The following is a 12,008-nucleotide window of genomic DNA, read 5'->3' as shown; positions in this document are numbered from 1 at the left end:
GGATTTCAGAAACTTTTGCAACGAGGAATAGACACATGTCACGAATAGGATTTATTGGGATTGGCAATATGGGTAAACCAATGGCGCTAAACCTTCTTCAGGCAGGCCACAGTCTAAAGGTTTTTGACTTGTCGAAAAAAGCGCAACAAAGCCTATTCGATCAAGGCGCCATATCGGCCATGTCCCTTCGCGATTTAGTAAAGGAAGTAGACTTTGTCATTACCATGCTACCCACAGGAAAAGAAGTTAAAGAAATTTTCACCTCACCTGACTTTTTGAGCAATGCAGCTAATAACACTATATTCATTGATTGTTCCACTATCGATGTAGAGAGCTCGCTTGATGCGCACTCTCTGGCCAAACAAGCGGGATTTGACATGCTTGATGCTCCGGTGTCTGGCGGCACTGTCGGAGCGAAACAAGCAACTCTTACCTTTATGTGCGGTGGGGATAAAAAAATCTTTGAAAGATGCACGAGTACCCTGGAAACAATGGGAAAGAAAGTTGTGTACTGCGGTGGCCCAAGCCAAGGACAAGTAGTAAAGATTTGTAACAATATGGTTGCTGGCAGCATATTTGTTGTTACCTCGGAGGCCTTTGCTTTAGGGGAGAAGCTCGGCGTCGATAAGAGGGTTATCTACGACGTGATATCTGCATCGAGCGGGAATTCATGGGTACTTGAAAATGCCTGTCCACTGCCCGGAGGCAAACCAGAATCCGGTAAAGACAAAGACTTCACGCCAGGTTTTTCCGCCCAATTAATGCTTAAAGACCTACGTCTATCCCAGGCTGCCGCCCAGACAGGGGGCTCACCAACACCGCTAGGTGCCGCAGCAACGGTGGCTTTCCAACAACACGTTAATAACGGCCACGGTCAATTGGACACGGCTAGCATTTGCCTCCTTATCAATCCCGAGATAAAGTAAATAGAAAGCCTTTAAAACATTTTTGCGTTATAATCATCGCCTTTTTCACGCTGCATATGAAAAATGAGCCCAACAATGATTACGAGGTTTGCGACATTAAATGCAACTCCAATAAGAAAGGCACTCTGATATCCACCAGTAAGGTCAAAAACATAACCTCCTAGCCAAGAACCTAATGCCATCCCGATCCCCGCACATAAAATGATAAGCCCTGTCCGCCTGCCAGATTCTGATCGCGGCATAAGTTCACGGACAATCAATGGATAGCAGGGCAAGATACCACCATAGCCTAGCCCAAATAATGCAGCCGCAACATAAAATCCCAATAAAGTATCGACAAAACCTAAGGCAGCTAATAGCGTCGCTTGTGTTGCAGAAAAAACCAGAAGGGTCCTAAGGCCCCCATATCTCCGACCTAAAAAACCTACCCCAAACAGGCTGGAGATTATCGAGAACCCAAGTGCAACTGATAAAACCTCCGCACCCCTAGCTAGATCATAACCGAGATCACTCACGTGGCTAACGAGGTGCGCTAATGGCAACGACATTGCCACACAACAGCCAACGGATGCTACACATAGGGCAAGCTGAAGCGCACGATACGTCCGAAAAATACCTCCCTGCAAATGAGTCTCCGCCTGGTTAGAGGCGAGAACCGGCGGTATCCAACGTAAAATAAACGCCAATGGCAGCATGGTGGCTAACGCAAACAAACCATAAATTAACGCTGCCTGTCGCCAACCGACACTAGCCATCAGATATTGGAAGATTGGAGGCCATAACATACCCGACAAACCCTGCCCGGATCCGACAACTCCAACAGCAAAACTCTTATTATGCTCAAACCACTGAGTGATATTTGCTGTCAAGGGTCCAAAAAGAGCCGAGCGACCAAAAAAACCCAACATCACCCCATAAACGAAAAGCAACTGCCACTGGTTAGTTATAAAACTTGTCAGAATGGCTCCCGCACCAATCATGCTGGCGCCCACAAAGGCAGGGATCGCCATCCCTCGGCGATCAAAACACCACCCCATGAATATTCCGCCCACTCCTGCCCCCATATATTGCAAGGCGTAGGCAGTAGATGGGACAGTGCGGGGCCAATCGAACTCGGCTGCCATCTCTTTTAGAGCAACTACAATAAAATAAATGCTGCCCGTACCGATTAGAATGAAAAACAGAGAAGCGACCAGTACCGCGTTACGTCTCCACACTACAGATTCGGGTTGAAAGAGAAGCATAAAAATACTCGACTGGCTGACGCAGCAACACTGCGATTAAAACGACCAACAAACTCACAAGATTTGGCTACACGCCCTCCACAATCATAAAAGGCGCGGTTGTATTCTCTGTTCTTGCAGGTTCAATCATAGGAAGGATCTTGGCTGCACACTGAATTTTAAGCGCCTCAAGATTCAGCACCTTCAAGTGCCCAAAAACGTAGCCTTGCGCCATAGTTTTTCCCTACAAAGTGACAAATATTTTAATAGATAATACAGGTCTACAAGAAATTTAGCTTCCAGCCAATAAGTATTGGCGCAGTTTATATTTCAATACTTTACCACCAACAGTCGTAGGAAATTCATCCATTACCACAATACGTTTGGGAGTTTCAAATCCTGCCAAACGTTCACGGGCAAACCCAATAAGTGCTTTTTCTTCGAATTGAGTGTTTGGGGCTTTTAAAATACAGGCTGTTACCATTTCACCCCAACGGTCATCTGGTAGACCTATCACTGCGGCACGAATAACCGTCGGATGTTGCTGGAGCACAGATTCGACCCGAATGCTCGATACGTTCTCCCCCCCAGATTTTACTATATCCTTGTATCTATCAACCATCAGACGAATTTGATCCTGTCCATATACAAAACTGTCCCCCGAGTGAAACCAGTCTCCGCGCACCGCCTCCTGCGTAGCTTCTAGGTCCCTGTAATAGCCGGAAAACATAGCCGGCGTCCGATACACAGCCTCACCTGCCACGCCCGGCTTATCGCGTAAATCCTGCCCTGTCTCGTCCATCACTGTCGCGCCCATTATTGGGCTTGGTTTACCTACATGGTTGATGGCCGGAGCCTCCCTTAGGTACATATCCAGGTGCCGGTCGATGAAGAACCGATGCCCGGCAATAGCCTCCGTTTGGGCTATCATTTCATAAACCTTAAGCTGAGGCCCACAAAGCTCCTGGAAAGCAGCCAGGGAGGCTGGAGCAAGAGGAGCCCAGCCAAACCACATGACACCAAGGCTCGACAAATCATACTCTTCTGGTTTGGACTGAACTTCAGTAATCAAGCTTTCAACAAATTGGGGTGATCCACCAAATAAGCAGGTTACTTTCTCATCTGTAATTGCACGTGCCATTTCTGGACCTTGGGGCTTCCGACCAATTATTACAGTACCACCACACACCAAAGGACCAAACACGCAATGTTGATCCCCAATATGGAAAACCATGGGGGTAAAAACTCCCAGCCGAATTTCACTTTCATGGCTCAGTCCACGCGTCATAGTCAAAGCCTTGCTATAAGCAGCCATATAGGTACTGGTGTGTGAAATCATCACGGCCTTAGGCTTGGCAGTAGTTCCAGAGGTAAACAAAACTTGCCAGATATCGTCCCCATGTATCTCAACATCAGGTTCATCGGCGCCGTGTTCCGACATAAACTCTTCAAAATTAGGAATACGACCCTGTGGAGGCCCACCAATCGACACAATAGGCCTAATGTTTGCCGGTGCCAATGTTCCCTCCAGAGGTTCCCAAAGCGCCTGATCAACTATTGCATGCTGGGCCCCTACTCTCTGAAGGGCTTCAGCAATCACATCTGATGCCATCATTACATTGATCGGGGCAGCAACCAATCCCGCTTTAGCGACACCCACCTTTGCTAGCCATGCTTCATTAGAGTTATCGCACAACATGGCAATTCGAGATGCCCTCGGAAGGTTAAGAGCGAGAAGTGCGTTGGCAACTCGATTAATTACATCGTTGGCTTCGCTATAGGTAACCCGGGCGTACGCTGGATCTACTGTCGCCTCTGGGGTCGCAATAAAAGCAACTTTTCCTGGCTCATTCCAGGTCATTCGCTCGATAACGTCTCCGACTGAAACTCTGTTCCAACGCGCATTGTTGCGTCTGTTTCTAAAATTCTCAACATCTATGGTCATAAAAGTTCTCGCTGTTTCGCACCAAAACAAAAGTCAATTGAAACTAAACTAATAAGTTATTGCAGGTACAAATAGTCTCTATCTTCTCAAAATCTCGACCCACCCTGCGGAGACACCCTTATAGTTTTTATGGATCCATATTAATATTAGGATCCTCACTTACGGAAAGGGGCGTAGGCCCAGCCAGCACACCCTTGCCGGGAATATAATTGATCTCAAGCCGAATACCGTCTGGATCCTCAAAAACAAAAAAGTAATAACCCGGGGCCCAAGAGCCTTCCATTGGACCCCGGTCGATGCAAGCACCCATCTCTCTCAGAAATGATGCTGCAGAATCGACGTCCGCACGACTGCGGGCACGGAAGCAAAGATGATGGAGGCCAATACGATTCTGGTGAAAGGCTTCCCCGAGAAACTCACTTGAACACCGCTGAATCCCCAGGGCCGTACGACCTCCGACGTGGTATAAAAAATTATTTCCCTCAAAAACCTGTTGCATTCCAAGGAACGGACAAAGTTTACCATAAAAAGCACATGCCTTTTCCCATTGACCAACTGTCAGGATGACATGGGCCATCCCATTGACTTCAATCATTTACACTTTCCTGCTTCAAAGCTATCTACCCACTAATGTACTTCGTACGCCTTAACTATGTGATGCCAGAAATGAGTCAATTTTCTTGCTCGCTATGTCAATAACATCGGGACCCTGCCAACTTTCAATAAAAGTCGCATTCGGCGCCAGTTCAGCAACTTTACGAGACGTCACCTCAGGATGATAAACGTCCTCTCCCATCAGGACGAGAAAAGGTGTTTGGCAGGCGGCCACAAAATCTTCAGATACATTGAAAAGAAAAGTCCCCCCAAACATTGTAGATCTGAATTGAACCCAATCAACCTCATCCATCGTGGGATGCAAGTGCTTGATCTTTTCAGCCCAACTATCAAACAGCTCAAAGAAAGTTTCTCGATTATCATCAAAACCTATCGTCTGGAGCATAACGGCTGACATTATTCTCTCAGGGATAACTTTTGCCAAACCCATTATGAACGGCCCCCCAATGCACATACCTGCAACATGAAATTTTTCAATCCCGAGGTGATCCATAAGCGCAATCTGATCCCTGGTGTAGACCTCCCAGCCATCTGTGTTTTTGATGGGCGCAGTCGACCTACCGGCATTTCTTTGGTCCATGGCAATCACTTTGTAACTGGACGCTAAACGTTCAATAGCATTGTACGGCACCTCTTCCCAGATAGAAATTGAGGACCGCATACCACCTGGAGCAAGCAATAGTACGGGAATCCCATCTCCGTGTATTTCATAATTAATGCAGACATCATCGCGTTCAAAAACCGGCACAGCCAAGCCTCCTTCCTCGATTTAAGAATATGAAAATCAGCTTACGCCTTAAATTACACAATCATGGGGAATATTAAAATTTTTCTTCAAACACTATTGGAAGATTCCTGAGTAATAATTCAAATAGTTCGTTGCGGTACAGGGATGCAAACTGGTAAAAGCAGGATTTCTAGTTTTCCACCTCCATCTGAGTATATTCANTCATCATGAATAAAACCGCACCTATCACCCTTCTAAGCGCTGCATTAGGCTTTCTCATTCCCGCAGTTGGAGCAATGGCCTGCCCTGACCACAATACCATCCGCGAGACTGCCAATGCCTTTNCCTCCAAAAGTCCAGGCCCAGGTTACCCGAACGGCACCCCTTTAGATGATGGGTACTGCGCCCAGGCTAAATACCTGAAATTACTTGGTGACCGACTCGGGCTTCAAGTAGGATACAAGGCAGGCCTAACCAATAAGAAGCTACAGGAGCGATTTGGGGCTANTGAGCCAGTTGGNGGCGTAGTATTCGAGGAGATGTTACAGCCATCCGGTAGTGAAATTACCACCACCTCGGGGGTACGGCTATTTTACGAGGCGGACCTTATCGTCACAGTTACAGACGAACAGATAAATTCTGCTCGTACCCACGGGGAAGTAATTCAGTANCTTGGAGAAGTAATCCCCTTCNTAGAAATTCTTGATATAGTAGTTGCAGAGGNAGAACCCTTAAATCTTGCTACCATCATAGGCTATAATGTTGTGTCACGCACGGGAGTCATCGGAAAAGGGATTCCCGTTCAGCCAACTCAGGAATTCATTAATGCGCTTGGAAAGATCGAATCCCTGACCGTCGACCAAACTGGCCAAGAGATCCAACGTGCCCAAGGAAGCGATATGATAGGACATCCCTTGAACGTAGTACTTTGGCTAATACAACACCTTGAAGCGCAGGGTAAACAGCTGCAGCCAGGAGATGTCCTAAGTCTGGGTGCTATGGGAACTTTTCGTCCNGTNNAAGCAGGGCAGACCATAACAGTGCACTATACCGGGCTCCCCACAGGGGATTCTAAAGCGACGGTGACCTTTCGTTAATCTATCTTAGACAGTCTATGACATAGGGCACCGAANCATTTATAGATAAGCCTACATACAGAGGAATCATGACTAGCCAATTATTTTCGCCCTTAAAACTCAAAGATATCGAACTNCCCAACCGGATTGTAATCGCACCGATGTGCCAATACAGCGCCAAGGAGGGCGTTCCCACAGATTGGCACCTAATGCATTTGGGACAGTTTTCAGTATCAGGAGCTGGGCTGGTATTTGCCGAGGCAACAGCGGTTGAAGCCATCGGCCGCATATCCCCCGGATGTACAGCACTAGAGACCGATGAACAGGAAGAAGCCTTTGCCCGCATTGTAAAGTTTTTCAGAGACTTTGGCTCTGCCAAGCCGGGCATACAGCTCGCCCATGCTGGCCGTAAAGCCTCCACTGATCTATCGTGGAATGGAGGCAAGCCACTAAGNCCAAGCCAAGANAGCTGGAATACAGTCAGCCCCTCCCCAATACCCTTTGCTGACGGNTGGCATACGCCGGTGGAAATGACCCANANAGATATGGATCGTATTCGANATGCCTTCGTTGCCTCCACGCAACGTGCCGACCGGATTGGTTTCGAGGTTGTTGAGCTNCACGGCGCACACGGCTATCTGATGAGCCAGTTCCTTTCACCCATCGCCAACCACCGGAAAGACAAATACGGCGGCTCTCTTGAAAATCGGATGCGGTATCCTCTGGAAGTTTTTGATGCAATTCGTGCTGCGTGGCCCGAGAGAAAGGTCTTGGGAGTAAGACTATCAGTTACGGACTATGCGGAACCCGGTATCACCGTAGAGGAGTCCATTGAGGTTTCAAAAGTACTAAAAGATCATGGTTGTGACTTCGTCGATTGCTCATCTGGAGGCAACTTAGCCACGCGCCCGCCTGTTGCAAACACAGGGCCAGGTTACCAAGTGCCCTTTTCTGAAGCCATAAGGAGGAGCAGTGGCCTCAAAACCATGGCAGTGGGCATGATCCGGGACCCGCATCTTGCTGAGGACATCATTGCCTCGGGCAAGGCCGACCTGGTAGCGCTGGCACGGGGCGCCCTCTACNACCCGCACTGGCCCATGCATGCAGCGGACACGCTCGGCGCTGAAACAGCATATCCTCCCCAATATGGGCGGTCACGCCCTTCCCTCTGGCCAAAAGCTTTTCCCGAATTGGAAAAAATAGCAGCGGAATAAGTCAACGGTTGTTCTCTTACGGAAACGGCCTAGACTGAATCCACTCAATCGTCTGCCGGAGGAAAGTCGGGAAATCTCTAATATTAACTCCCAAACTATCGCGTCGGCTGAAATCGAAACCAGTGGGAGCCACTGCTGGCTCCCCAATTGGGTCCGGCATCCGCATATTCGGTAAAACTTTGTGGCATTCGGCATAAATATCTTTCCAATGCAAACTGCCCCATACACCAAAATAGCGACCGGACGCATGGTCATTTTCGAAAGCCGCAAGAAATAAATTTGCTAGATCGCGCAGATGAATCATTGAAACAGANTTATTTGGCATCGTCTTATGATGTGGAGCCCCCCCATCAATAGCCCGGGCCAACCAAGCAAAAGGATTATGGCGCAGATGTTCGGGAAGAACCGCTTCACCATACAAACCAGTCGGCAAGATAATTGAAAGGCGAATATCATTCTCCTCGGCGAACTTTATTGCAGCCTTTTCCATTATTGTTTTAGTTGCAGATGTGTATTTTCTTACGCGACACTGTTCGTTTTCATCCGACCAATGTTCGACTTCATTTTTCAATGGTACGGATATTGAAGGGTTGGTGCTCGAAGTGGATGAACATATTATCACCGTTCTCACTCTATTACGCTTGGCTGATCGTAGTATATTTAAGCATCCCTCAACTGTAGGCCTGATTATCTCAGCGTGCCCCCTCATAAGATCCATNTCCACCGCAAGCATTCCACTGCAGCCTTTATAGGTCGGAATAAGGCACGCGACGAAAACTGCATCGGCCCCCCTCAAAGGTGCATCGAAAGATGATCCATTAGCCATCTCAGCATTGAACAGCGTGAGCCGTTCCCCACCTACTAAGCGTTTGAGGTAGGTGGATTTGGAGAGTATATTCTTATTTCGCAGTGTCCCATTAACCAAATAGCCCCGTTCTAAGGCCTCACGAACAATACTTGAACCCACTAGCCCGCTGGCACCGACTACACACACTTTCTTTTGTCCACTCATTCTAACCTCAACTCCTTAGTGGGCAATACTCCGCAGAATCCTATTCGCTGGNATACGTGTAGCATGACATGAGCGCCCTTCCTTGCATTTTATTTTAACCGTTTGTCATCTATAATGACTATCATGCCAAAGATTGTCGTAGCCACATTTTATCATTTTACCTCCTTGGACGACCCTACCTCTTTGCGGAACTCTCTTCTGGCCCGCCTTTCGTCTCGGGGTCTGAGAGGAACTGTGTTGCTGGCCCCAGAGGGTATCAACGGCACTCTTTCAGGATCGCGAACCGATATCGACTTTGCATTAGATTCCTTGCGTGCGTTTCCTGCTTTTGCCCTGTTGGAACATAAAGAATCTCATGCAGAGTTCGCACCCTTCTACCGACTCAAAGTTCGCGTAAAAAAAGAAATCGTAACCATGGGCATACCTGACATTGATCCGCGTACTAGTGCAGGCACCTACGTTGAACCTGAAGACTGGAATACTCTCATTGACGACCCAGACACAATTGTTATCGATGCTCGCAACGACTTTGAAGTAGGGGTCGGCACCTTCGNAGGGGCTATTAACCCGCTAACAAACAGCTTCAGTGATTTACCTGGATGGCTCAATAAACATAGCGCTGGGCTAAAGGGTAGAAATATTGCCATGTTTTGCACTGGTGGCATCCGCTGTGAGAAAGCAACATCCTACCTTAATAAACAAGGTATTAAAAACGTCTTCCATCTGAAAGGAGGCATCCTAAAGTACCTTGAGAAAATTCCTGAGGCAGTAAGCCGCTGGCAAGGCGAGTGTTTCGTCTTCGACTACCGGGTATCGGTTAAACACGGCCTACAAATAGGTGAATACGAACTTTGCCATGCATGCCGACGCCCCATTAGCCCCTCTGATCGTTCGTCACCGAATTTTGTGATTGGCGTGTCATGCGATGGTTGCATAAATCAACGTTCCGATAAACAACGAGCGCGATACTCAGCCAGGCAAGTCCAAGTAGAGCTAGCAGAGGAAAGAGGTGAACCACACGTCGGAAAATGCTATGAGTTGACAAAGAAGCGAACTATTTTCAATGGATGAATTAGCCAGCATGCCGGACAAGACCCCAGTCCTATACTCCTTTCGGCGATGCCCCTATGCGATGCGAGCNCGACTTGCCATCGCTGTAAGTGGCCAGAAATGTGCGCTACGCGAGGTCGTCTTACGTAACAAGCCTCCCGAGATGATAAAGGCATCACCCAAGGGAACCGTACCCGTAGTCCTATTACCAAATGGGCAAGTCCTAGAGGAAAGCCTTGAAATCATGTATTGGGCACTGAGCAGGAATGATCCGGACGGATGGTTAGACCCGTTGGCTCAAGGACGCGAGGAAATCGATGCGTTGATTGCTGAAAACGATGGACCATTTAAGAAAGACCTAGATCGGTACAAATATCCCACCCGGTACAATGTTTTAAGTCCCCTACATTATCGCGGCCAAGGAGAAAAATTTATTAAGAAGCTGAACACACGGCTAACAGGTTCGCCATACCTGTTCGGAGATAGTTTTACCTTTGCCGACGCGGCGATCCTTCCCTTCATCCGACAATTTGCCAATAACGACCGCAANTGGTTTGATTCCCTCCAATTGTCCGCTGTCCAGAATTGGTTGCAAAGTATCCTTGATTCAGATCGATTTTTGAAAGTGATGCAAAAATATCCGGNCTGGGAANCTGGGATGGAGGAGCCCATATTCCCATAAGAATGAGTAGAAAATGCTTATNACTTTTGCCCTTTCGTCAAAATCCAAAAATGAATAGCATTCCAACCAACTGTAGNTACATTTGAAGCCTCAGAAGCATAGGCANCAGATTGGGAATTTAATTCCTTAACAGAATTTAATATACTAAAGGCTTAACCTTCGGTTAGCTAAATCTGTGCCAAGGGCTTGGCTTGCCATAGGTAACAAATAATAATCACGGTGCCCAATGAACGTTGGATTGAGAAGGCATGGCGTGGCCAGCTCCGCCCTGCTATGCACTAGCCTAGTTTTCGCTGCATTTATCGGAGAAATTTTACTCCGAATAATCGGATACAACTATCCTTCCTTCTATCAATACGACCCCGACGTCGGGGTCCGTCATAGACCCGGAGCCGTGGGTTGGTTCCGTAAGGAGGCGGAGGTCTTCATTGCATTTAATGAACAAGGAATCCGGGTACCCATAAACCAACTGGACAAACTTGTAGCTATAACAAAACCAGAGTCAGTCATTCGTATCGCCGTTCTGGGAGATTCCTTCACAGAGGGACTGCAGGTCACCGCACGCGAACGATTCACCCAAATTCTTGAGGATGGTCTGAGTCATTGCAATATGTTGTCTGACAACAAAGTAGAAGTCATAAATTTTGGGGTTTCCGGAATGGGGCAGTCTCGCGAGATGGCTCTATACGAGAGTTTTGTGAAAAACTTCTCGCCCGATATCGTCCTTGTTGTCGTAGCAGGCAATGACTTCTTCAATAATGTCCGTGAATTGACAGAAGATCCCTTCAGCCCCTACTGGGAAGTCGATTCTGCGGGAAACCTAGTCTGGGATCATCGTTTCCAAACAAACCCGGTTTTCCTCAGAAAACTTCGCTGGAGTATTTTGCGGCAGAACATCACCTCCTACAGCCGTCTGTTACAATTGTTCACCCATGCTTATGTAGTCCTAATTCTTAACCATAAAGGCCCTCATGCGTGGCAAGATAATGCGGTGGACCGACGTGGAACACATCCTGCACTCTTCGTATCACCACCCATGTCAGAAAAGGAACAACACGCCTGGGACGTATTCGTCGCAGGTATGCGTGCCTGGAACAGCCGCGTTCTGCAAGATGGAGGACTTTTTGCGGTAACCAGCGTCCCATCGCATTACGTCATGCGTTCAGACATATGGNATGCTTACGAAAAGAGCTTCGGCTTGCCAGAAGGACGACTAGTCCCCAGCTATATTGACAAAGCACTCACCACTCTTGCTCAGAAAGAAAACTTTGCATACTTCCCTGTAATTAATTCTATGCGGGATCGAGCATTTAGAGGAAATCACGATCTATACTACCATGCGTTCAGCGGAGTAAATTGGGGTCATATGAATGCTCTGGGTCACCGCTTTATGGGGGAGGAGCTTGCAAAGCAAATGTGTGCTACTTTCAAGCAGTAAAGGGGTGAGAAAGGGAACGACCTACCAAGGAAACACCACTCAGTTTGCTAACTCAACTTTTGCACTGCTTTAATGCGTCGTTTAGTTTTACTCTAGCTCT

General features: G+C 47.7%; 11 protein-coding genes. 6 read left to right on the top strand and 5 right to left on the bottom strand.

The window, feature by feature from the left end:
- Nucleotides 1–35 precede the first annotated feature (35 nt).
- Nucleotides 36–926, top strand: coding sequence for a 3-hydroxyisobutyrate dehydrogenase (mmsB, locus tag CMM32_02900; GenBank protein ID MBT05847.1), 891 nt, complete (start codon nt 36–38; stop codon nt 924–926).
- Between the two features lie 11 nt (nt 927–937).
- On the opposite strand, the gene CMM32_02895 is transcribed toward mmsB, so the two are convergent.
- From CMM32_02895 to CMM32_02880, 4 genes are all read right to left on the bottom strand, one after another.
- Nucleotides 938–2,170, bottom strand: coding sequence for an MFS transporter (locus tag CMM32_02895; GenBank protein MBT05846.1), 1,233 nt, complete (start codon nt 2,168–2,170; stop codon nt 938–940).
- Nucleotides 2,171–2,441: 271 nt separating this feature from the next.
- On the bottom strand, nt 2,442–4,094 hold the full coding sequence (locus tag CMM32_02890; GenBank protein MBT05845.1) for an AMP-dependent synthetase: 1,653 nt from the start codon (nt 4,092–4,094) through the stop codon (nt 2,442–2,444).
- Nucleotides 4,095–4,221: 127 nt separating this feature from the next.
- On the bottom strand, nt 4,222–4,689 hold the full coding sequence (locus CMM32_02885) for a bleomycin resistance protein (GenBank protein MBT05844.1): 468 nt from the start codon (nt 4,687–4,689) through the stop codon (nt 4,222–4,224).
- Nucleotides 4,690–4,740: 51 nt separating this feature from the next.
- A complete protein-coding gene (locus CMM32_02880; protein ID MBT05843.1) occupies nt 4,741–5,457 on the bottom strand; it encodes an alpha/beta hydrolase in 717 nt (238 codons plus the stop codon).
- Nucleotides 5,458–5,663: 206 nt separating this feature from the next.
- Here CMM32_02880 and CMM32_02875 point away from each other — a divergent pair, with 206 nt between their 5' ends.
- Both CMM32_02875 and CMM32_02870 read left to right on the top strand, forming a co-directional pair.
- Nucleotides 5,664–6,533 (top strand): fumarylacetoacetate hydrolase, encoded by an 870-nt coding sequence (locus CMM32_02875; GenBank protein MBT05842.1) that lies wholly within the window; start codon nt 5,664–5,666, stop codon nt 6,531–6,533.
- Nucleotides 6,534–6,601: 68 nt separating this feature from the next.
- Complete coding sequence (locus CMM32_02870) at nt 6,602–7,726, top strand: oxidoreductase (GenBank protein ID MBT05841.1); 1,125 nt, start codon at nt 6,602–6,604, stop codon at nt 7,724–7,726.
- A gap of 16 nt (nt 7,727–7,742) precedes the next feature.
- On the opposite strand, the gene CMM32_02865 is transcribed toward CMM32_02870, so the two are convergent.
- On the bottom strand, nt 7,743–8,738 hold the full coding sequence (locus CMM32_02865) for a dihydroflavonol 4-reductase (GenBank protein ID MBT05840.1): 996 nt from the start codon (nt 8,736–8,738) through the stop codon (nt 7,743–7,745).
- 114 nt (nt 8,739–8,852) lie between these two features.
- Here CMM32_02865 and CMM32_02860 point away from each other — a divergent pair, with 114 nt between their 5' ends.
- The 3 genes from CMM32_02860 to CMM32_02850 all read left to right on the top strand — a co-directional run bounded on the left by CMM32_02860 (nt 8,853) and on the right by CMM32_02850 (nt 11,908).
- Nucleotides 8,853–9,809, top strand: coding sequence for a hypothetical protein (locus tag CMM32_02860; GenBank protein ID MBT05839.1), 957 nt, complete (start codon nt 8,853–8,855; stop codon nt 9,807–9,809).
- Nucleotides 9,810–9,819: 10 nt separating this feature from the next.
- Nucleotides 9,820–10,470 carry a glutathione S-transferase gene (locus tag CMM32_02855; GenBank protein MBT05838.1) on the top strand — a complete coding sequence of 217 codons (651 nt, stop codon included), beginning with the start codon at nt 9,820–9,822 and terminating at the stop codon, nt 10,468–10,470.
- A gap of 226 nt (nt 10,471–10,696) precedes the next feature.
- A complete protein-coding gene (locus tag CMM32_02850) occupies nt 10,697–11,908 on the top strand; it encodes a hypothetical protein (GenBank protein MBT05837.1) in 1,212 nt (403 codons plus the stop codon).
- Nucleotides 11,909–12,008 lie beyond the last annotated feature (100 nt).

This window comes from Rhodospirillaceae bacterium (assembly GCA_002728255.1).
In the GTDB taxonomy this organism is placed as follows: Bacteria; Pseudomonadota; Alphaproteobacteria; order UBA7887; family UBA7887.
The sequence above is the reverse complement of the archived record's forward strand: the minus strand, read 5'-3'. Positions and strand labels throughout refer to the sequence as shown.

Coding starts and splice junctions, on each gene's coding strand:
- CMM32_02885 (MBT05844.1), bottom strand. CDS start 4,689: ATGATTGAAGTCAATGGGATGGCCCATGTCATCCTGACAGTTGGTCAA.
- mmsB (MBT05847.1), top strand. CDS start 36: ATGTCACGAATAGGATTTATTGGGATTGGCAATATGGGTAAACCAATG.
- CMM32_02895 (MBT05846.1), bottom strand. CDS start 2,170: ATGCTTCTCTTTCAACCCGAATCTGTAGTGTGGAGACGTAACGCGGTA.
- CMM32_02890 (MBT05845.1), bottom strand. CDS start 4,094: ATGACCATAGATGTTGAGAATTTTAGAAACAGACGCAACAATGCGCGT.